General features: G+C 71.3%; 17 protein-coding genes and 1 pseudogene. 15 read left to right on the top strand and 3 right to left on the bottom strand.

Going from position 1 to position 21910, the window contains the following annotated elements; all coding sequences use genetic code 11:
• Positions 1-224 precede the first annotated feature (224 nt).
• The 5 genes from ACWC0C_RS11330 to ACWC0C_RS11350 all read left to right on the top strand — a co-directional run bounded on the left by ACWC0C_RS11330 (position 225) and on the right by ACWC0C_RS11350 (position 6024).
• Positions 225-1844: a peptide ABC transporter substrate-binding protein gene (locus ACWC0C_RS11330; protein ID WP_450863369.1), complete on the top strand. Its 1620-nt coding sequence runs from the start codon at positions 225-227 to the stop codon at positions 1842-1844.
• Positions 1845-1849: 5 nt separating this feature from the next.
• Positions 1850-2770, top strand: a complete 921-nt coding sequence (locus ACWC0C_RS11335) for an ABC transporter permease (RefSeq protein WP_449201353.1) — start codon at positions 1850-1852, stop codon at positions 2768-2770.
• The gene (locus tag ACWC0C_RS11340) at positions 2763-3743 is read left to right on the top strand and encodes an ABC transporter permease (protein WP_449201354.1); all 981 of its coding nucleotides are present in this window, start codon (positions 2763-2765) and stop codon (positions 3741-3743) included. The genes ACWC0C_RS11335 and ACWC0C_RS11340 overlap by 8 nt, the downstream gene beginning before the upstream one ends.
• A 216-nt stretch (positions 3744-3959) precedes the next feature.
• A complete protein-coding gene (locus tag ACWC0C_RS11345; RefSeq protein WP_450863372.1) occupies positions 3960-4961 on the top strand; it encodes an ABC transporter ATP-binding protein in 1002 nt (333 codons plus the stop codon).
• The gene (locus ACWC0C_RS11350) at positions 4927-6024 is read left to right on the top strand and encodes an ABC transporter ATP-binding protein (RefSeq protein ID WP_449201356.1); all 1098 of its coding nucleotides are present in this window, start codon (positions 4927-4929) and stop codon (positions 6022-6024) included. The genes ACWC0C_RS11345 and ACWC0C_RS11350 overlap by 35 nt, the downstream gene beginning before the upstream one ends.
• 116 nt (positions 6025-6140) lie before the next feature.
• Here the strand turns inward: ACWC0C_RS11350 and ACWC0C_RS11355 are convergent, their stop codons facing one another.
• On the bottom strand, positions 6141-8276 hold the full coding sequence (locus ACWC0C_RS11355) for a prolyl oligopeptidase family serine peptidase (RefSeq protein ID WP_450863374.1): 2136 nt from the start codon (positions 8274-8276) through the stop codon (positions 6141-6143).
• Between the two features lie 164 nt (positions 8277-8440).
• On the opposite strand from ACWC0C_RS11355, the gene ACWC0C_RS11360 reads away from it, so the two are divergent.
• From ACWC0C_RS11360 to ACWC0C_RS11400, 9 genes are all read left to right on the top strand, one after another.
• Complete coding sequence (locus ACWC0C_RS11360; protein WP_270081818.1) at positions 8441-8635, top strand: hypothetical protein; 195 nt, start codon at positions 8441-8443, stop codon at positions 8633-8635.
• Between the two features lie 43 nt (positions 8636-8678).
• Positions 8679-11159 (top strand): MDR family MFS transporter, encoded by a 2481-nt coding sequence (locus ACWC0C_RS11365; protein ID WP_450863377.1) that lies wholly within the window; start codon positions 8679-8681, stop codon positions 11157-11159.
• A gap of 124 nt (positions 11160-11283) precedes the next feature.
• Positions 11284-12138: an N-acetyl-1-D-myo-inositol-2-amino-2-deoxy-alpha-D-glucopyranoside deacetylase gene (gene mshB, locus ACWC0C_RS11370; RefSeq protein WP_450863379.1), complete on the top strand. Its 855-nt coding sequence runs from the start codon at positions 11284-11286 to the stop codon at positions 12136-12138.
• The gene (locus ACWC0C_RS11375; protein ID WP_450863380.1) at positions 12135-12551 is read left to right on the top strand and encodes a DUF6113 family protein; all 417 of its coding nucleotides are present in this window, start codon (positions 12135-12137) and stop codon (positions 12549-12551) included. The genes mshB and ACWC0C_RS11375 overlap by 4 nt, the downstream gene beginning before the upstream one ends.
• 159 nt (positions 12552-12710) lie before the next feature.
• Entirely contained in the window at positions 12711-15128 is a 2418-nt protein-coding gene (locus tag ACWC0C_RS11380) for a hypothetical protein (RefSeq protein WP_450863382.1), read from the top strand.
• Between the two features lie 180 nt (positions 15129-15308).
• A complete protein-coding gene (locus tag ACWC0C_RS11385; RefSeq protein WP_449201362.1) occupies positions 15309-16238 on the top strand; it encodes an ABC transporter ATP-binding protein in 930 nt (309 codons plus the stop codon).
• Complete coding sequence (locus ACWC0C_RS11390) at positions 16235-16975, top strand: ABC transporter permease (protein ID WP_449201363.1); 741 nt, start codon at positions 16235-16237, stop codon at positions 16973-16975. The genes ACWC0C_RS11385 and ACWC0C_RS11390 overlap by 4 nt, the downstream gene beginning before the upstream one ends.
• Before the next feature lie 5 nt (positions 16976-16980).
• Positions 16981-18177 carry a sensor histidine kinase gene (locus ACWC0C_RS11395; RefSeq protein ID WP_450863641.1) on the top strand — a complete coding sequence of 399 codons (1197 nt, stop codon included), beginning with the start codon at positions 16981-16983 and terminating at the stop codon, positions 18175-18177.
• Positions 18174-18788 (top strand): response regulator, encoded by a 615-nt coding sequence (locus ACWC0C_RS11400; protein ID WP_449201364.1) that lies wholly within the window; start codon positions 18174-18176, stop codon positions 18786-18788. Before ACWC0C_RS11395 ends, ACWC0C_RS11400 begins: the two co-directional genes overlap by 4 nt.
• A gap of 4 nt (positions 18789-18792) precedes the next feature.
• Here the strand turns inward: ACWC0C_RS11400 and ACWC0C_RS11405 are convergent, their stop codons facing one another.
• Positions 18793-19659: a transglutaminase family protein gene (locus tag ACWC0C_RS11405; RefSeq protein ID WP_450863384.1), complete on the bottom strand. Its 867-nt coding sequence runs from the start codon at positions 19657-19659 to the stop codon at positions 18793-18795.
• Positions 19660-20377: 718 nt separating this feature from the next.
• A pseudogene (locus ACWC0C_RS11410) lies at positions 20378-21370 on the bottom strand (GNAT family N-acetyltransferase); the annotation flags it as partial.
• Positions 21371-21510: 140 nt separating this feature from the next.
• Here ACWC0C_RS11410 and fdxA point away from each other — a divergent pair.
• Entirely contained in the window at positions 21511-21831 is a 321-nt protein-coding gene (gene fdxA / locus ACWC0C_RS11415; RefSeq protein WP_023546973.1) for a ferredoxin, read from the top strand.
• Positions 21832-21910 lie beyond the last annotated feature (79 nt).

Below are 21910 nucleotides of genomic sequence, written 5' to 3' on the forward strand. Positions count from 1 at the left end.
TACATCGGCACGTCGCAATCCAACGTTTCGGCATCGTTGTGCGGAGATCTGTTGCGCCGTTCCCTCAAGATCGTCCACGCGTCCCGTGCGGCTGCCCGCACGGTTGCCCGCATTCGGTCGACCTGTCCCCCTAACGGCCCCTCAATCCGGCCGCGGGCGTGCCGTATGCGCTATATGAGCCGATATTGGCCTGTATTGGATTGGTGATCGCGGAGGAGGCAGCCATGCGGGGAATCACGCACGCCCGATGGGCCGCCTGTGTGATCGCCCTGGGGCTGCTGGCCACCGCCTGCGGTGGCGGCCAGGGGTTCGGCGGCGCCGGGGTGCTGACCTCCTCCTGGGGCGACCCGCAGAACCCGCTGGAGCCCGCCAACACCAACGAGGTCCAGGGCGGCAAGGTCCTCGACATGATCTTCCGGGGCCTGAAGAAGTACGACCCGAAGACCGGCAAGGCCCAGAACTGGCTCGCCGCCTCCATCGACACCAAGGACTCGCAGACCTTCACCATCAAGGTGAAGGACGGCTGGACCTTCTCGAATGGCGAGAAGGTGACCGCCCACTCCTTCGTGGACGCCTGGAACTACGGCGCGAGCCTGAAGAACAACCAGAAGAACGCGTACTTCTTCGGCTACATCGAGGGCTACGACAAGGTCCACCCCGACAGCGGCGCCCAGACCGCCGACACCCTGTCCGGACTGAAGGTGGTCGACGACCACACCTTCACCGTCCGCCTCAACCAGAAGTTCTCCAGCTTCCCCGACACCCTCGGCTACAACGCCTTCGTCCCGCTGCCCCGCTCCTTCTTCACCGACCACGCCGCCTGGCTGAAGAAGCCGGTCGGCAACGGGCCCTATGAGATCGAGTCGTACACCAGGGGCTCGGCGATGAACCTGAAGAAGTGGGGTGCCTACCCCGGCTCCGACCCGGCGCGGAACGTCGGGGTCACCCTCCTGGTCTACACCGACAACAACACCGCCTACACCGACGTGCTGGCCGGCAACCTCGACCTGGTCGACGACGTGCCCGCCGCCCAGCTCAAGAACGTCGAGACCGACCTGAACGGCCGCTACATCAACACCCCGGCCGGCATCCTGCAGACCCTGGCCTTCCCCTACTACGACCCGAAGTGGAACACCGGCGGGGCACGGAAGGTCCGCACCGGCCTGTCCATGGCGATCAACCGCAAGCAGATCACCGAGACCATCTTCCGGGGCACCCGCACCCCGGCCACCGACTGGACCTCCCCGGTCCTCGGCGCGGCCGGCGGCTACCGGGCCGGGCTGTGCGGACACGCCTGCGACTACGACCCCGTGCAGGCCAAGAAGCTGATCCAGGAGGGCGGCGGGATCCCCGGCGGCCGGCTGACGATCACCTACAACGCGGACACGGGCTCGCACAAGCAATGGGTGGACGCGGTGTGCAACTCCATCAACAACGCGCTGGACAACGACAGGGCCTGCGTCGGCAACCCGGTCGGCACCTTCGCCGACTTCCGCAACCAGATCGCGCAGCACAAGATGACCGGACCCTTCCGGGCCGGCTGGCAGATGGACTACCCATTGATCCAGGACTTCCTGCAGCCGCTGTACTACACGGGCGCCTCCTCCAACGACGGCAAGTGGTCGGACAAGCGGTTCGACCACCTCGTCGACCGGGCCAACGCCGAGACCGACCCCGCCCAGGCCATCGCGCTCTTCCAGCAGGCCGAGGGCGTCGTACGGGACAACATGGCCGCCGTCCCGCTCTGGTACCAGAACGGCAGCGCCGGCTACACCGACCGGCTGTCCCACGTGACGCTCAACCCCTTCAGCGTCCCCGTCTACAACGAGATCAAGGTCGGCTGATCCCCATGGGGCGCTATGTGGCGAGACGGCTGATCCAGATGATCCCGGTGTTCATCGGGTCCACGCTGCTGATCTTCCTGATGGTGAACGTGATGGGCGACCCCATCGCCGGCCTGTGCGGCGAGCGGGCCTGCGACCCGGCGACCGCCGCCCAGCTCAAGCGGGAGTTCGGCTTGGACAAGCCGCTCTGGCAGCAGTACGCGACCTACATGGGCAACGTCTTCACCGGCGACTTCGGCACCGCCTTCAACGGCCAGAAGGTCACCGAGCTGATGGGGACGGCGTTCCCGGTCACCATCCGGCTCACGATCGTCGCCATCCTCTTCGAGATCGTCGTCGGCGTGACGCTGGGTGTGGTGACGGGCCTCAGGCGCGGTAGGCCCATCGACACCGGGGTGCTGCTGGGCACCCTGGTGGTGATCTCCGTACCCACCTTCGTCACCGGTCTGCTGCTCCAGCTGCTGCTCGGCATCAAGTGGCAGTGGACCAGCCCGTCCGTGCGCTACGGAAGCTTCGACGAGCTGATCGTGCCCGGCCTGGTCCTCGCCTCCGTCTCCCTCGCCTACGTCACCCGGCTGACCCGTACCTCCATCGCGGAGAACAAACGGGCCGACTACGTCCGTACGGCGATCGCCAAGGGCCTGCCCGGACACCGGGTCGTCGTACGGCATCTGCTGCGCAACTCGCTGATCCCCGTGGTGACCTTCATCGGTGCCGACATCGGGGCGCTGATGGGCGGTGCGATCGTCACCGAGCGGATCTTCAACATCCATGGCGTCGGCTTCCAGCTCTACCAGGGCATCCTGCGCCAGAACACCCAGACCGTCGTCGGCTTCGTGACCGTCCTCGTCCTCGTCTTCCTCGTCGCCAACCTCCTCGTCGACCTCCTGTACGCCGTGCTCGACCCGAGGATCCGCTATGCCTGAACCGTCGTACGAGCGTGAGGGGGCGATCGCCGGGACCGGCATGGGCGGGGCGATGGACCTGGGGGCGAGCGAGGCGGCCACCCTGGAGCGGACGCCGGGCGGGCCGGAGGGCACCGGGCCGGCCGGAAAACCCCGCTCCCTCTGGTCGGACGCGTGGCGGGACCTGCGCCGCAACCCCGTCTTCGTCCTCTCGGGCCTGGTCATCCTCTTCCTGGTCTTCATCGCCCTGTGGCCCTCGGCGATCGCCTCCGGCAGCCCCCTGAAGTGCGACCTCGCCAGGGCCCAGGACGGCGCGGGCCCGGGCGCGCCCTTCGGGTACGACGGCCTGGGCTGCAACGTCTACACGCGCACGGTGTACGGCGCCCGTACGTCGGTCACGGTGGGCGTGCTGGCGACGCTCGGGGTGGCCGTCCTCGGGTCGGTCCTGGGGGCCCTGGCGGGTTACTTCGGCGGTGTCTGGGACTCGGTCCTGTCCCGGATCACCGACATCTTCTTCGCCATCCCGGTCGTCCTGGGCGGCCTCGTCCTGCTGTCGGTGGTGACGAGCAACACGGTCTGGCCGGTGATCGGGTTCATGGTGCTGCTCGGCTGGCCGCAGATCTCCCGCATCGCGCGCGGCTCGGTCATCACCGCCAAGCAGAACGACTACGTCCAGGCCGCCCGCGCCCTCGGCGCCTCCGACTCCCGCATCCTGCTGCGCCACATCGCCCCGAACGCCGTAGCGCCCGTGATCGTGGTGGCGACGATCGCGCTGGGCACTTACATCGCCCTGGAGGCGACCCTGTCGTACCTCGGTGTGGGGTTGAAACCGCCCAGCGTCTCCTGGGGCATCGACATCTCCGCCGCCTCCCCCTACGTCCGCAACGCCCCGCACGCCCTCCTGTGGCCCTCGGGCGCCCTGGCCGTCACGGTCCTGGCCTTCATCATGCTCGGCGACGCGGTCCGCGACGCCCTCGACCCGAAGCTGAGGTGAGGGTCGTGCCAGGGGAAGTTCGGGGCGTGTCCGGGGAGTTCGCGGGTGGTGGGAGGGGTGGTCCGGGCCGGTGGGGGCGGGCGACGGCGGGACAGGCGGGGGAGGCGCGTCCGGTCGGAGTGGCCCCGGGGCGTGCCGCCGATGGCCGTGCCGTTTCGGTCATGTCGGCGACGAGGGTCCGCGGTGTCGTCGGTCCGAGGGTGAGGTGAGGGTGGCGTGCTGCTCGAAGTGCGGGATCTGCACGTGGAGTTCGGGACCCGCGACGGGGTCGCGCATGCCGTCAACGGGGTGGGTTTCGAGGTGGACGCGGGGGAGACCCTGGCCGTGCTCGGGGAGTCGGGTTCGGGCAAGTCGGTGACCGCGCAGGCCGTGATGGGGATCCTCGACACTCCGCCCGGAAAGGTCACGGGCGGGCGGATCCTGTTCCAGGGGCGGGATCTGCTCACCCTGAAAGAAGAGGAGCGCAGGAGGATCCGCGGCGCCGGGATGGCGATGATCTTCCAGGACGCGCTGTCGGCGCTCAATCCCGTCATCTCCGTGGGGGACCAGCTCGGCGAGATGTTCGTCGTGCACCGCGGGATGTCGAAGAAGGACGCCCGGGGCAGGGCCGTAGAGCTGATGGAGCGGGTGCGCATCCCGGCCGCCGCCCAGCGGGTGCGGGACTATCCTCACCAGTTCTCCGGCGGTATGCGCCAGCGGATCATGATCGCCATGGCGCTGGCCCTGGAGCCGGCGCTCATCATCGCCGACGAGCCCACCACCGCCCTCGACGTCACCGTGCAGGCCCAGGTCATGGACCTGCTCGCGGAGTTGCAGCGCGAGTACCGCATGGGGCTCGTTCTCATCACCCACGATCTCGGGGTCGTCGCCGATGTCGCCGACCGGATCGCGGTGATGTACGCCGGGAAGATCGTCGAGTCCGCGCCCGTCCGCGACATCTACAAGGCGCCCGCCCACCCCTACACCCGCGGCCTGCTGGACTCCATCCCGCGCCTGGACCAGAAGGGGCAGGAGCTGTACGCCATCAAGGGCCTGCCGCCGAACCTGATGAACATCCCGCCGGGCTGCTCCTTCCACCCCCGCTGCCCGATGGCGCAGGACGTCTGCCGCACCGACGAACCCCCGCTGTACGAGGTCTCCCGCACCCGCGGCAGCGCCTGCCACTTCTGGAGGGAGTGCCTCGATGACCACGACGACCTCGACGACCTCGACGACTGAGCCGATCCTCGAAGTGAGCGGGCTCGTCAAGTACTACCCGCTCACCCAGGGCATCCTGTTCAAGAAGCAGGTCGGCGCGGTGAAGGCCGTCGACGGCGTCGACTTCACCCTCGGCAGGGGCGAGACCCTCGGTATCGTCGGCGAGTCGGGCTGCGGCAAGTCGACCCTCGCCAAACTGCTCTGCAACCTGGAACGGCCGACGGCGGGGTCCATCAGGTTCAAGGGCGAGGACATCACCAAGCTGTCGGGCCGAGCGCTGAAAGCCGTGCGCCGCAACATCCAGATGGTCTTCCAGGACCCGTACACCTCCCTCAACCCCCGTATGACGGTGGGCGACATCGTCGGGGAGCCGTACGACATCCATCCCGAGGCCGCACCCAAGGGCGACCGCCGCCGCAGGGTCCAGGAGCTGCTGGACGTGGTCGGCCTCAACCCGGAGTACATCAACCGCTATCCGCACCAGTTCTCCGGCGGCCAGCGCCAACGCATCGGCATCGCACGGGGGTTGGCCCTGCGCCCGGAGATCATCGTCGCCGACGAACCCGTCTCCGCGCTGGACGTCTCGGTCCAGGCCCAGGTGATCAACCTGCTGGACCGGCTGCAGTCGGAGTTCGACCTCTCCTACGTCTTCATCGCGCACGACCTGTCGATCGTGCGGCACATCTCCGACCGGGTCGGCGTCATGTACCTGGGCCGGATCGTGGAGATCGGCCGGGAGGCCGAGATCTACGACCACCCCACGCACCCGTACACCCAGGCGCTGCTGTCGGCGGTGCCGGTGCCGGATCCCGACGCCCGGGAACGCCGCGAGCGGATCATCCTCGCCGGAGACGTGCCGTCGCCGACGAACATCCCCTCCGGCTGCCGTTTCCGCACCCGCTGCTGGAAGGCGCAGGAGCGCTGTGTCCGTGAGGTGCCCGCCCTCGCCGTCCCGGACGTCTTCCGTGACACCTCGGGCCCGGCGGCCCATGACTCGGCGTGCCACTTCGCGGAGGAGAAGCAGGTGGTTCCGGCGGAGGGGGAGTCGCCCGGGTCAGGGGGACATGGCAACGGGCCGGGATGACATGCCGCACCCCGGCCCGTTTACGGCACCCGCACGGCCGTACGCTGATCAGCCTCCCGCGTCCGTATATCGGTACCGCTTCCGTGAAGTTGCCTGCGTGTTAACGCAGTTGGCGGTCATTTGTCCGGGTGTGGCAGTGAACGCCGGAGGAAGTCCAGCTGCAGCCGCAGCAGGTTCTCCGCGACGGCCTCCTGCGGGGTCATGTGCGTCACCCCGGACAGCGGCAGCACCTCGTGCGGGCGGCCCGCGGCGAGCAGGGCGGAGGACAGCCGCAGGGAGTGGGCGACGACGACGTTGTCGTCCGCGAGACCGTGGATGATCATCATCGGGCGGTGCGGCTCGGCCGGGTCGACCAGACCCTCGTCGCCGATCAGCGAGTTGCGGCGGTAGACCTCCGGCTGTTCGTCCGGGTGGCCGAGGTAGCGCTCCTGGTAGTGGGTGTCGTACAGCCGCAGATCGGTGACCGGGGCGCCGACGACCGCCGCGTGGAAGACGTCCGGGCGGCGCAGTACCGCCAGCGCCGCGAGATAGCCGCCGAACGACCACCCGCGGATCGCCACCCGGCCCAGGTCCAGCGGGTATTCCTCGGCGAGCGCGTGCAGCGCGTCCACCTGGTCCTGGAGCACGATGGCCGCCAGGTCGTCGCGGATCGACTTCTCCCAGGCCGGCGAGTGTCCCGGGGTGCCCCGGCCGTCGGCGACGACCACCGCGAAACCCTGGTCGGCGAACCACTGGGAGGTCAGGTGGGCGTTGTGCGCGGCGAGCACTCGCTGCCCGTGCGGGCCGCCGTAGGGGTCCATGAGCACGGGCAGGGGAGTGTCCCCGGGGTAGTCCCGGGGCATAAGTACGGCGCACGGAATTCGGCGTGCGCCCCCCTGGGTGAGGGTGACCCGTGGGGACAAACCAGGATTTTCGGCGTACGACCGGACAGTCGCCGCCGGTTTTCCGTCACTCAGCACCTGGACACGAGCCCCCGGGCTGTCAGGCGTCGCCGACACCAGTACCGTCACGCCCCCGGCGCGCACCGCCGAGTGCACGCCGGGCTCCTGCGACACGCGCGCCACGCCCAACTCGTTCACCCGGTACACATGGACTTCGCCCGTCTCCGGCTGCTCCGCCTCCGCGCCCGCCGAGGCGGAAACGAGCACGTCGTCGGCGCCCACGTCCAGCACCGCCCGGATGTGCAACTGGCCGCCGGTCAAAGGCCGTTCGCCGACCGCCAGCACCCGCGCGCCGCCCTCGTCCGCGATACGGACAAGCTGCCCGGAGGGGCTCCAGCAGGGCACTCCAGGGAACAATTCAAGCCAACTTGGATCTTCGTCCGCGTGCACCATCCGGGTCGACCCGGTGTCCGGGTCCACCGCCAGGATCAGCTGGCTGCGCTGGTCCCGCGCCTGCACCAGCAACAGCGGCGCACCCTCCGCTGACCAGTGCACTCGGGCCAGGTACGGATAGCGGGACCGGTCCCACGTCACCTCAGTGCGCTCCCCGTCGAGGCCGAGTGCGAACAGCCGTACGTCCGCGTTCGAGGTGCCCGCGGCCGGGTACGCGATGTCGATCGGCTCACGTTCCGGGCGGGCCGGGTCCGCGATCCACCACCGCCGCACCGGCGTGTCGTCCACGCGCGCCACGAGCAGCCGGCTCCCGTCCGGCGCCCACCAGAAGCCCCGCGAACGCCCCATCTCCTCGGCCGCGATGAACTCGGCCAGGCCGTAGGTCACCTGGCGCGACTCCGGTTCCGCGAGCGCCCGATCGTCCTCGCCCTCGGCGCCCACGACCCGCAGCGCGCCGCCGGCGACATAGGCGATGTGCCGCCCGTCGGGCGACGGACGCGGGTCGATCACCGGCCCCGGAACGCGGAGCTCGCGCGCCGTGCCGACCCGCAGCTCGGCCGTGAACAGCCGCCCTGACAAGGCGAAAGAGGCCAATTCCACGGCGGCGTCCGTCGCATAGCCGACGATGCCGGCACCCCCCTCCCGGCTCCGCTCGCGGCGCGCCCGCTCCTGTGCCGAGAGCTCTTCGGAGGTGCCGCCGAGGAGGGCGCCCGGATCGGCCGCAGGGCGCTCGGTGCCCTCCGGAAGATCCATGACCCAAAGGGAGTTGGCCCGGTCGGTGCCGGATCCGGAGCGCAGGAACGCGACACGCGAACCGTCGGGAGCCACGGTGAACGCACGCGGCGCGCCGAGCGTGAACCGCTGCGTCCGGGCGTGCCGACGGGGGAAGGAGTCAGACTCGGTCGTCTCGGTCGTCATAGGCCGACCATATTGGCCATGCGCCCCCTTGTGCGGCCATGCGCCGAGCGATGCGCGAGCACGGATAGTTATGATCACTACCGCAGTGTGGGTATGAACCTGCTGGCGTCTGCATGGATTTGCTCAACTGATCTAGATCTGGCGATCTTTGGAGGTGAGCCGCCGTGGCACTCTCGATTTCGGCGGTGGTGCTGCTGGCGATCATCGTCTTCCTGCTGATCAAGAAGTCAGGGCTGAAGGGCGGCCACGCGGTCGTCTGCATCCTGCTCGGCTTCTACCTCGCCTCCTCGACCATCGCTCCGACGATCAGCCAGCTGACGACCAACGTGGCGAGCATGATCGGCAGCATCAAGTTCTGACATGGCCTCGCGCACGCTTGGATAGTTCCACTATCTTCCAGCTGTGGACCAGCTGCGCTCCGAAGACCCGACCCGTGTGGGCCCGTACCGTCTGATCGCCCGGCTGGGCGAGGGCGGGATGGGCCTGGTCTATCTGGGCCGCGACGAGGGCGGGCGCACGGTGGCCGTGAAGGTCGTGCAGGCCGAGTACGCCGGGCACCACGAGTTCCGCAGGCGTTTCGCCCGTGAAGTGGCCGCCGCCCGGCGGGTGGGCGGGAGCTGGACGGCCGCCGTCCTCGACGCCGACCCGGACGCCGCCGTTCCCTGGGTGGCCACCCAGTACATTCCCGGGCCCGACCTGAGCACCGTGGTCGCCAAGGACTTCGGGCCGCTGCCCGAGCACTCGGTGCACTTCCTCGCGAGCCGCCTCGCCCTCGCCCTGCAGACCGTCCACGGGGCGGGTCTGATCCACCGTGACCTCAAGCCCTCCAACGTCCTCGTCACCGTCGACGGCCCCCGCGTCATCGACTTCGGCATCGCGCGGGCGATGGACAGCCTCTCCGGCGACAGCCTGCACACCCGCACCGGCATGCTGATCGGCTCCCCCGGCTTCATGTCGCCGGAACAGGTCCGAGGCCTGGAACTCACCCCGGCCAGCGATGTGTTCTGCCTCGGGGCCGTCCTCGTCTACGCCGCCACCGGGCGCCTTCTCTTCGGTGCCGCGGAGACCGGCCTGAACGCCCACCTCTTCCGCGTCGCCGAGGACGAGGCGGACCTGACCGGCGTCCCCGAGTCGCTGGCCGGCCTCGTCCGCGCCTGCCTGCACAAGGACCCGGCCGAGCGGCCCACCCCGCGGCAGGTGGCCGAGCGGGCGCAGACGGAACGGGACGGGGAATGGCTGCCGGGCACCGTACTGGCCCAACTCGGCCGCCATGCGGCCCAGCTGCTGGACTTCGCCCCGGTGCCCCGCCCGGAGGCCCCGGTGCCCCGCCCGGAGCCCCCGGTGGACGCCCCCACGGACCCTTCTGCCGCGGCCGCACAGCGGGACCCGCGCGTCGCGCTCGCGCGGTCTCAGGCCCAGCCCCAGCCGCAGGTCCCGCCTCAGCCGCAGACGCCGGTTCCCATGCCCCCACCGCCCGCTTTCGCCCCGACAACGCCCTTTTCGGAAGTCGACGTCGTGGTCGAGCCGTCTTCGGGTCCGCGCCGCGGGCGCTGGTGGGGGCTGGCGGTGCTCGTGCTGGCGCAGCTGTTGGTGCTGTTCCAAGCGGACGTGGGGATGTGGCCGTTCATCGAGGCCGACTTGCACCTGAGCAGCCGGGGCCCGTTGACCCTCGTCCACGGGTGCTTCTTCGGCGGCCTGCTGCTGTTCGGCGGGCAGCTCGCGGACCGCGTCGGGGGAAGACGGACGCTCGTCACCGGCCTGGTCGGGTTCGCGCTGGGCTCCCTGCTCGGCGGCACGGCCGCCGATCCCGCCATGATGTTCCTCGCCCGCGCCCTGCAGGGCGTCTTCGCCGCGCTGATCACACCGTCCGCGCTCGCCCTGGTGAGCACCGGCTTCACCGATCCGAAGGAACGCCGCAGGGCCTTCGGTATCTATGCCTCGGTCAGTGCCGGCGGCGCGGCGTTCGCGATGCTGCCGACCGCATGGCTGCTGGAGGCGGTGGACTGGCGCATGTGCTTCTACGGCGCCGTCCCCCTGTCCGTCATCGCCCTGATCGGCGTGCTCAACCTGGTGCACGACGGCCCACGCCGCCCCGGCGCCCGCTTCGACGTGCTCGGTGCGCTGCTCGGCTTCGCCGGGGTCGCGGCGCTCATCTTCGGCCTCTCCCATGGCGGGTGGGACGGCTGGAACGGCCCCCTGGCCGTGGTCCCGCTCGGGGGCGGCGCCCTCGTGCTCGCGATCTTCCTGTGGTGGCAGACGAGGGCGTCGAACCCGCTCGTTCCGCCGTACATCGTGCGGGACCGTGGCCGTGTCGGCTGCTACCTGACCCTGATCCTGTCCGGCCTCGGCGGACTCGGCTTCTCCGCGGCCCTGGTCGACTACCTGGTGCGCGACCTCGGCTACACCCCCATGGCGGTCGGAACGGCCTTCCTGCTCCTGTTCGTCGTGCTCCTCATCGGCGCCACCCAGGTCTCCGGACGCCTGCTGCACCGCGTCCCGCCCCGCGTCCTGGTCGTGGCGGGCCTGGCGACGACGGCTCTCGGGCTGGCGCTCCTGAGCGGCGGGAGGACCGACGGGGGCTTTCCGGCCCAGATACTGTCCGGCATGCTCGTGATCGGCTTCGGAACCGGCATCGCCGCCATGCCGCTCTTCACCCTCGCGACCGACGCCATCGCCCCACAGCACTCCGGTGCGGCGTCGGCGGCCCTCACCACGAGCCAGTACCTGGGCGGAGCGATCAGCACGGCGCTGCTCTCCACCATGGCCTACCCAAGCGGCCTCTGGTTCGGGGTCGGCGGCACCCTGCTCGCGGCCGTGGCCGCCGGCCTGCTCGTCGGCGTTCGGACGCGTACGGCACGAAGCGGGTCCACGCAGTCGGCGTGAGCGCGAGTCGGGGCCTGCGGTGTGCTTGGAGTCGCGGACGTGGAGGGTGCGGGAGGCCATCGCGATCTCGACGGAGGGTCTGCCGCGCTACGAGGACGAGACCGCCGCCTCGTAGGGTGGGCCCATGACGGAACTGCCTGCTCGGCGTCTGCTGCTGGTGCACGCGCACCCGGACGACGAGTCGATCAACAACGGCGCGACCATGGCCAAGTACGCGGCCGAGGGCGTGCACGTGACCCTGGTCACCTGCACCCTGGGGGAGCGGGGTGAGGTCATCCCGCCCGGGCTGCGGCATCTGACCGGGCCCGCGCTGGGCGCGCACCGGCGCGGGGAGCTGGCCGAGGCCGTGCGTGCGCTCGGTGTGCGCGATGCCCGGCTGCTCGGCGGAGCCGGGCGGTACGGCGACTCCGGGATGATGGGCATTCCGGACAATGACGACCCGGGCTGCTTCTGGCAGGCCGACGTGGACAAGGCCGCCGGACATCTGGTCGAGGTGATCCTGGAGGTCCGCCCCCAGGTCCTCGTGACCTACGACGACCACGGCGGCTACGGGCACCCGGACCACATCCAGGCCCACCGCGTCGCCATGCGCGCCGTCGAGCTGGCGGACGAGCGCGGGCACCGGATCGACAAGGTGTACTGGAACCGCGTCCCGCGCTCCGTCGCCGAGGCCGCCTTCGACCGGCTCCAGGACGAGCTGCCCGCGCTGCCGTTCGAGAAGAGCGCCACCATGGCCGACGTACCCGGCGTGGTCGCCGACGAGCAGGTCACCACCCGCGTCGACGGCACCGCCTTCGCCTCCGCCAAGGCCGCCGCGATGCGTGCCCACGTCACCCAGATCGAGGTGGCCGAGCCCTACTTCGCGCTCTCCAACGAGCTGGCCCAGCCGCTGTTCACCACCGAGTACTACGAGTTGGTGCGCGGCGAGGCGCGGCCCGGGGAGACCGACCTGTTCGCGGGCATCGAGGAGACGGCATGAGCGACAACGGTCCCGGGTCCCTGCTCGCCCAGCCGCTGCAACGCCCCTCGGCCGGCCGGGCCGCCGCCCACATCGGCCTCTTCCTGCTCGGCGGCGTCATCGCCGTTGCCGGGACCCTCGTCCAGGCCGCCTGGTTCCCCGGCGGGCTGCTGCTCGCCCTCGCGGGCGCGGCCGGGCTGTTCCTCGGCGGAGCCTACGCCACCGGCGGCCGGGGCGGGGTGGTCGCGCCGGTGGCGGGCTGGTTCGTCACCGTCATCCTGCTCATCGGCTCGCGGCCCGAAGGCGACTTCCTGTTCGGCGCGGGAGGCGGCTCGTACCTCTTCCTGTTCGGCGGCATGGCTCTCGCTGTGATCTGCGCCACCCTTGGAGCCGGGGGGCAACCTCGTGGCGGTGCTGCCCGACTTGGCAAGTGACGTACCACTTCGCCTTGCGGCGCACGTGCGAGTCCGGTGTGGGTTTCCCCAGCGGTCATGGGATAAGCGCCAGAGGTGGCCAGTATGGTGGTGCGCGCCGCCGAGCCGCCCGCTGTGTGAGGTCGATACGGGCGGTGGAGCCAACCGGGAGAACCTGCCTTGAGTCGTGAAACTGACACTCCGTCCTCCGGGCCGCATGGGCGCGGCGGAGCCGCATACCCCTCCGGCACGCCGCCGTACGGGACCCCCATGGCTTCCGAAGACGGTACGGACGCGGGCCGTTCGGCCACGCGGCCGGAGGAGAAGAAGACCGAGACCACGCTGACCACCCGGATCCGGATCAACATCCCCGGATCCCGGCCCATTCCGCCGGTCGTCGTGCGCAAGCCCGTCGGGGACTCCGACGGCGCCGGGGACGAGAAGCCCGCCGACACGCGGCCCGCCGCCGACCGGACGCCCGCCGGCGCCGCCGAACCGGCCCCCGATCCCGCGGCCCAGGCCGAGGAGAAGACCAGCGACTGGTTCGCGCCCCGCAAGTCCTCCGCCGGCAAGGGCGGTCCGGGCGGCGGCGGCACGAACGGGGCCGGAATCTCCGGCGGTTCCGCGCCCGCCCCCGGTACTTCGGGCACCCGTTCGGGTGGTCCGGGAGCATCCGGTGCGGCCGGTACCACCGGCGCGCGCTCCGGCGGCCGTCCCGGCGGTGTGGTCGGTTCCATGAGCGTCCCGGGCGGCTCCCGTTCCGGCACCACGAACGGCAAGGGCCTGCCCGGCGCCACCGGCGGCCCCGTCGCCCCCGGGCACGGTGGCGGCACCGGCTCCTTCGACGTGACCGAGGCACTGAACGCGGGCCCCCGCAGCGGCGGCTCCCGGCCCGGCGCGTCCGACGGCGAACCGCGCCGCGACGACCTGCCGTACTTCTCGGAGAACGGCGGCCAGGACGGCTTCGGCGGCAAGGGCACGGCCGGTGACGGCTTCCCCGGCAGCCCGGGCGGAGACGGCCAGAACGGCTTCGCCGGTACGGCGGGTCCGAACGCGGGAAGCGGGCACCGCGGCCTCGGCGGCCCCGGTGGTCCCAGCGGCTTCAGCGGACCGAACGGCCCCGGCGGTGCCGGCGGCCCGCAGGGCCCGGTCGGCCCCACCAGCGGCCCGGTCACCGGCGACGGCCCCCTCGTTCCGTCGGCCGGCGACCCCTTCGACGACCTGTCCGGTCCGGGCGGTTCGTTCGGCACGGGCGGCTACGGCGGTCCCGGCGGCGGCCAGGACACCCAGCCCCGCCGCAGCGCCCTCGCCGACATCGCCGACCTCGAAGGGCCGGCCGGCCCGGGCGCCCCCGGTGGCCCCGGCCGCGCGGATGCCGGTCCCGGCAGTGGCCCCACCGGTCTCGGCCCGGGCGGCGGACTCAGCGACGACACCGCGATCCTCACCCCGCAGAAGCCGGCCCCCGAACCGGGCACGTCCGGATACCGCTCCCCGGACAACGTCTCCGGACACACCGTCACCAGCGGCATCCCGGTCCTCCCCGGCGCCGGCGGCTCCCCGTTCGGCGGCGCCGCCTCCGACGGCCCGGGCTCGCAGACCCAGTCCAAGCCGGCGCCGGCCGCCGCGCCCAAGGCGCAGGCCAAGCCGAAGAAGAAGGGCCGCAGCAAGCTGGTGCTGCTGGGCGTCGGCGCGGTCGTCGTCACGGGCGGTGCCTACTGCGCCGGACTGCTGATGAACCACACCGACGTCCCCAAGGGCACCACGGTCCTCGGTGTGGACATCGGCGGCGGTACCCGTGACGACGCCGTCAAGAAGCTCGACGACGCCTTCGGCGGCCGGGTGAACAAGCCGCTGAAGCTCTCCGTCGGCGGTAGGACGGTCACGCTGACCCCGGGGAACGCCGGTCTCCAGTTCGACTTCCAGGCCACCGTGAGCAAGGCCGCGACCAGCGACTACAACCCCGTCCACGTCATCGGCTCCCTCTTCGGGCAGAAGCGGGTGATCGAGCCCGAGATGCCGGTGGACGAGGAGAAGCTGCAGGCCGCCCTCCAGCAGGCCGGCGGCGGCTCCGGCTCGGTCGTCGAGGGCGGGATCGACTTCAAGCCGGGTACGGCGGTCGCCGTCTACGGCAAGGCGGGCAAGGCCATCGACGCCGCCCAGTCGACCCAGGCGGTCGAACAGGCCTACCGCACGCTGGTGGAATCGGACACGGCGACCCCGGTCACCGTCCCGACGACGACCAAGCAGCCGACGGTGTCGAACGCGGCGGTCGACGAGGAGATGAAGCTGTTCGCGAAGCCGGCGATGTCGGCCAAGGTGACGGTGTCGGCCGGCGCGGGGCACGTGGTGCTGATGAGCCCGGAGAAATCGCTCTGGAAGTTCCTCAAGGTGGTGCCCACCGCGGACGGCAAGCTGGTCGACAAGCCCGACCTGAACGCCCTGCAGCAGCTCTACGGCGGCGCGTTCGACGGCGTGCTCATCACCCGAGCCAACGGCAAGAAGACGCCGGTCACCCCGCAGGACGTCTACGTCGCCCTGCGCCAGGCCCTGATGAGCAGGACCAACCGGGTGGCGGTCATCGAGACCAACCCCAGCTGAGCGCTCCGCGGGAAGCGTCACGACGGGTCCGCGGTCGCCCGCGGGTCCGTCGTGGCCGGTCGCGCAGTTCCCCGCGCCCCTTCGGGGCGCCTGTCACCCGTTCGGCATGACATCTGTCATCCGGCACTCAGGACCCCCGACACTGCCGGGACCGGGGCCCTGGCCGTGAGCATGGACGGCATGACGACAACTGCGGCACCGGCCACCACCACCCCGGTGGTCGGCTTCGACCAGGTGACCAAGACGTACGGGAGTGTGCGGGCCGTCGACGGGCTCTCGCTCCGGCTGTACCCCGGCGAGACCGTCGCCCTCCTCGGCCCGAACGGGGCCGGCAAGTCCACCACCCTCGATCTGCTCCTCGGCCTCAAGCACCCCGACGCCGGCACGGTGAGCCTCTTCGGCGGCACCCCGCGTGACGCGATCGTCGCCGGGCGGGTCGGAGCGATGCTGCAGAGTGGCGGCCTGATGGACGAGGTCACCGTCGAGGAGCTGGTGAAGCTCGGCTGCTCGCTGCACCCGAAGCCGTACAAGGCCGCGGATGTCATGGCCCGCGCGGGGATCACGCAGATCGCCGACCGCAAGGTCAACAAGCTCTCCGGCGGCCAGGCCCAGCGCGTCCGCTTCGCGCTCGCCACGGCCGGCGACAGCGACCTGATCATCCTGGACGAGCCGACCACCGGCATGGACGTCTCCGCCCGCCAGGCCTTCTGGGCCACCATGCGCGAGCAGGCCGACCAGGGCCGGGCCGTCCTCTTCGCCACCCACTACCTCGAAGAGGCCGACGCCATCGCCGACCGGGTGCTCGTCCTGCACCGCGGGCGGCTGCTGGCGGACGGCACCGCCTCCGAGATCAAGGCCAAGGCCGGCGCCCGCCGCGTCTCCTTCGACCTGGAGGGGGCCATCGACGAGAGCGCCCTGCGCGCCCTGCCCTTCCTGACCTCCATCGACGTATCCGGACAGACCGTCCGCATCCAGTCGACCGACGCCGACGCCACCGTCCACGCGCTGTACGGCCTCGGTGTCTACCCCCGCAATCTCGAAGTCGCCGGACTCGGTCTGGAGCAGGCCTTCGTCGCCATCACGGAGGCCGAGGAGGCCAAGCAGTCATGAACGCCCTGATCAAGCTCGAACTGACCCGCGCCCTGCGCAACAAGAAGTTCCTATTCTTCTCGGTGCTCTACCCCGCGATCCTCTTCCTGATCTTCTCCAGCAGCTCCGGCTCGGACCAGAAGGTCGACGACACCGGCCTGACCGTCGCCACCTACCTGATGGTCTCCATGGCCTCCTTCGGCGCCCTGACAGCCGTCCTCATGGGCAACAGCGAGCGCATCGCCAAGGAGCGCGAGAGCGGCTGGGTACGGCAGCTGCGGCTGACCCCGCTGCCCGGGCGCGGCTATGTCCTCGCCAAGACCGCCAGCGCCGCCGTGGTGAGCCTGCCGTCGATCATCGTCGTGTTCGCCGCCGCCGCCACGATCAAGCACGTCCACCTGGACCCCTGGCAGTGGCTCGCCCTCACCGGCGTCATCTGGGCCGGCAGCCTCGTCTTCGCCGCGCTCGGTGTCGCCCTCGGCTACCTCGCCTCCGGTGACGCGGTCCGCCCGATCACGATGATCGTCTACTTCGGTCTGTCGATCCTCGGCGGCCTGTGGATGCCGTCCACCACCTTCCCGAAGATCCTCCAGGACATCGCGAAGTGGCTGCCCACGCACGCGTACGCTGCTCTGGGGCGGGCGATCGAACAGAGCCAGGCCCCGCACGCGACGGACATCGCCATCCTCGCCGGCTACTTCGTCCTGTTCGCGGGCGGCGCTGCCTGGCTGTACCGGAAGGACACGCTGAAGGCGTGAGCACGATGACGGAAGACCCGCAGGCCCGCGAGAAGCGGCGGGAACGCCAGGTGCGGATCGGCCAGGGCCCCCGCAACCGGCGCGAGCTGACGGTCAAGGTGCTGTGGATCGGCGTCTGGCTGGTCTTCCTCAGCTCACCGATCGACGACCTGACGAGCGGCCACCACACCACGAACGCCACGGTGGCCGGCTCGCTCGGTCTGCTCGCCTTCGTCGTGGCCTACCTGTCGCTGGTCTTCCGGAACATGGGCCGGCCCACCTCCTCCATGAGGATCGTCGTCCCGCTGATCACGGTCCTCGGCATCCTCGCGCCCGTGCTGGCCTACACCCTCGGCAGCGCCTGGCTCGGCCTGTTCGTCTACCTCTCGGTGGCGTGCGGGGCGACCCTGCCGGTCCGGGCGGCCTACTGGGCGGTCCCGGCGTCGGGCGCGGCGATGTACCTCGTCGGTCTGCACTCCAGCGAGAAGGAGGCCCGCGGGCTGCTGTTCCTGGTCGTGATGATCGGGTTCTCGATGGTCGGCGTCGGTCAGCTCGTCCGTACGACCGTCGAGTTGCGCAAGGCCCGGGCCACGGTCGCCCAGCTCGCCGCCAACGAGGAGCGGCTGCGCCTCGCCCGCGACCTGCACGACCTGCTCGGTCACTCGCTCTCCCTGATCACGCTGAAGAGCGAGCTGGCCGGCCGGATGCTGCCCGACCACCCCGGCAAGGCGGCCCAGCAGGTCGCCGACATCGAGCAGGTCAGCCGGCAGGCCCTGGTCGACGTCCGGGAGGCCGTCACCGGCTACCGGCGCCCCCGGCTGGCCGCCGAACTCGCCGGTGCCCAGGTCGCCCTGACCGCCGCCGGTGTCATCGCCGAGGTGCCCGCCGAGCCGGACCTCGACGGCGTTCCCGAGGAGTCCGAGGCCGCGCTCGCCTGGGCGCTGCGCGAGGCGGTCACCAACGTGGTCCGGCACAGCGGCGCCGAGAAGTGCCTCATCCAGCTCACGCACCGGCAGACCCTGGACGGCGCGGTCCTCGAACTCTCCGTCGAGGACAACGGATCCGGCGGCAGCGGCAGCGGGCCCGGCAACGGCCTGACCGGCCTCACCGAGCGGCTGGAGAAGACCGGCGGCGCCCTGGAGGCGGGCCGGATCAAGCACGGGTTCCGGCTGGTCGCCCGCGTCCCGGCGGCCTTGCGGGGGGACGTAGGATCCGGGGCATGACGAGCACGATCAAGGTCCTTCTCGCCGAGGACCAGTCGATGGTCCGCGAGGCCCTGGCCGCGCTGCTCGGCCTGGAGGACGACATCGAGGTCGTCGCCCAGGTCGCGCGCGGGGACCAGGTGCTGGCGGCCGTCGGCGCGCACGGCGTGGACGTGGCGCTGCTCGACATCGAGATGCCCGGCTGCACCGGCATCGAGGCGGCCGCCCAGGTCCACCGGGAGTTTCCGCAGGTCAAGCTGGTCGTCCTGACCACCTTCGGCCGCCCCGGCTATCTGCGCAGCGCCATGGAGGCGGGCGCCGACGCCTTCCTCGTCAAGGACGCCCCGGCCGCCCAGCTCGCCGAGGCGATCCGCAGGGTGCTGTCCGGCGAGCGGGTCATCGACCCCACGCTGGCGGCGGCGGCCCTCGCCGAGGGCGCCAATCCGCTCACCGACCGCGAACGCGAAGTGCTCCGGGCGGCCGCCGACGGCTCCACCAACGCCGAGTTGGCGAAGACCCTGCACCTCTCCCAGGGCACGGTCCGCAACTACCTCTCCACGGCGATCCAGAAGCTCGCGGTACGCAACCGGGCGGAGGCGGTGCGGATCGCGCGGGAGAAGGGGTGGTTGTGACGGGTCAGTTGAGCATCGCTCGCGCGGTGTGCGCCTGTTTCCGTGCGCTTTGGGCGGTTGGTTCGTCGACGACCTCGATCAGGTCGGCGTAGGCGTCCAGTTCCTCGGCGCCCGATCTGAACTCCCCGCGCTGCACGAGCAGTTGTCCGCGTTCGTACCGTAGCCGGGCCGGATGTGAGGGGATCAGCAGCGCCAGCTCCACGGCTCGCAGGGCGACATCCGACCGCTCGGGCCGGGCGGCGGCCCACGCGCGGATGTTGTTCAGGATCCGCTGTACGACGTCCAGCGGCGACGCGGGCTCCAGCATCGTGGCGTCGAGAGGTGCCCCCGTGGCCCCCACCACGAGCATCTCGGCATCCGTCCCCGTCAGCACACGCCCTCCGTCGAACGGATCGGCCAGCACCTGCTCCTCCGCCGGGCCGAAGCCCACCACGAAGTGCCCCGGCAGCGCGACCCCGTACGCCGGGGCTCCCGCCCGCCGCGCGACCTCCAGCCACACCACCGACAGCAGGATCGGCAGCCCGCGCCGCCGGCGCAGCACCTCGTGCAGCAGGGACGACTCCAGCCGCTGGTAGTCGCCGGGCGTCCCGTGGAAGTCGTAGCGCGCCCCGAGCAGCCGCCGTACGGCCTCCGCCCACGCGTGCGGCCCACCCGGCCGGTACGGCAGCTCGCCCGCGAGCCGGTCCAGCTCCAGCTGCGCGGCGTCGATCCCGGCCTCGTCCAGCGAGCCGTCCGCCTCGGCGCCGATCAGCAGACACAGCGCCGACAGATCCGGCCGCTCGGCCCGCGCCTCCTCGGCAAACCTCCGACGCAACTCGGCCGACCGCTCCGGCCGGGGCGGATACGGCGGCGGCAGATAAGGACGACGCATGCCAGCCTCATGCCCTCCCACAACGTTTCTACGACAACCCCACACCAACCGCCCCCGACACCGGTGCCCGACCTACGAGGACACCGGTGACGGGCCGAGCAGTGCGGCCCCGACTCCTGCGCACGCCTACGACCCGGCGCCACCCACCGCCCACCACCGGCCCCTGGCCCGGGCTTACCTCCGGCCGCGCGTCGCTCCCTCCCGGCCCGTGCTCCGGGCGTGCGGCGTCGCCGGGCGCCGGGTGCCGGCGGATGGGTCGAGTGCCGTGGCTCTGGCGGCCGGGCGCGCCCATGGCCTGGCGCCGAGCGGCGTCGGCTTCCGCCTCTTGGCCCGGGCCTGCGGATCCGCTTGTCTGCGGCCTCGCGGCGCTCCCTTCCGGGACTTGTTCCGGACCTACGAGGTCACCGGTAGCCGGATGCCGCCCGACGGGCCGAGCTGTGTGGCTCTGGCTGCCGGGCGAGCCCACGGCCTGGCGCCGAGCGGGTTCCGGACCTGCGGCGTCGCCGGGCGCCGGGTGTCGGTGGGTGGGTCGAGTGCCGTGGCTCTGGCTGCCGGGCGCGCGGATGGCCTGGTGACGTGCGGCGTCCGCCTCCGAGTCCTGGGCCGGGCCTGTGGGCTCGGCCGTTTCCCGTCCCGCTCCGGATGCCGTCGAGGTCTGGTCCCCGACTCCGCCGGCTGCCCGGTCCCGGTCCCCGGCCTCGTCCGTTTCCCGGTGCTCTTCCGGGGCCCGGTAATGGTGGTACGTGTGGTGCGGTGTGAAGCCCAGGGCGGCGTAGAGCTCGCGGGCGGGCTCGTTGTCCGTTTCGACCTGCAGCCAGGCCGCCGACGCGCCCTCGTCCAGGGCGCGGCGGGCCAGCGCGGCCATCACCTGGGTCGCGAGACCCTGGCGGCGGTGTGCGGGATTCACCTCGACCGCCGCGAAACCGGCCCAGCGTCCGTCCACGACGCACCGCCCGATCGCCGCCGGGGGCTCCCCCTCGGCGCCGGGCACCGTCGCGAACCACACCGACGGACCGCCGCCGAGCACCCGCAGGGCCACCTCGCTCACCCCCTTGCGCTGGTACCGCGCGAGCCACGCCTCGTCCGCCCGCCGGGACAGCGTCACACCCGTGCCCTCGGCCCGGTCCGCGACCGGCGCCAGCGCACCGGTCCACACCTCGGCGCTCACCTCCCGCACCCAGCCGCGCCGCTCCAGCTCCGCGCACAGCAGCTCCTGTGTGCCCTCGGCTCCGGTGGCCGTCTGGACGTAGGCGGGCAGGCCACGCTCGCCGTACCAGCGTCGTACGGCCGCAAGGGCCGCGTCGAGCGGAAGGCCGGGGTCGCCGAGCGGCAGCACACTGTTGGCCCGCCGCGTGAACCCGTCGGCCGCGCGCAGCTCCCACTCCCCGAGCCGCTCGGTCTCCAGCGGTCGCCACGCCCGCGAGGAGACCCGCGCGAGTTCGTCGTACGAGGCGGCGGGTCCCCGGCGGCGTGCCGGAGCGGCCGGTACCACCTTGCCCGCGACCAGGGCAGACTCGGCGATTCGGACACTCTGCCCGTCCCGCCGTGTGATCATGAGCACGCCTTCGTCCCATGATGTGAGAACACCCACCGTGTCGGTGAACTTCTCCGGTGCCGCTCCAGGTTCCCTCAAGCGCCGTACAGACACGCGTTTCCCCACGTCAGCAGGGGTGATACGGACTTCCAGACGTCCTGCCGCCGAGATTTCCACTGGTCAGTTCACCCCTCCTGTTCGGATCATGCCCCGGAACGGAGATACTAGGGGCGGGCATCGACGACGCCGCGCTCCCGCGCGCCAGGCGGCGGAGCCTGTGGAGGCCCGCCAGCGCCCTATCGAGGAGGAACGACAGCGTGACCTACGTCATCGCGCAGCCTTGTGTCGACGTCAAGGACAAGGCGTGCATCGAGGAGTGCCCGGTCGACTGCATTTACGAGGGCTCGCGGTCCTTGTACATCCACCCGGACGAATGCGTCGACTGTGGTGCCTGTGAGCCGGTCTGCCCGGTTGAGGCGATCTTCTACGAGGACGACGTCCCGGAGGAGTGGAAGGACTACTACAAGGCGAACGTCGAGTTCTTCGACGAGCTCGGCTCTCCCGGCGGCGCCAGCAAGCTGGGGCTGATCGAGCGCGACCACCCCTTCGTCGCCGCGCTGCCGCCGCAGGGCGAGTGACGATCTCTTAAGCGCCAAGCGGCCGTCCACACCCGCGCCGCCTCGGTCCCGTACGGCCCGATCACCCCGATCACCGCCG

The sequence above is a fragment of the Streptomyces sp. NPDC001709 genome, assembly GCF_053596375.1.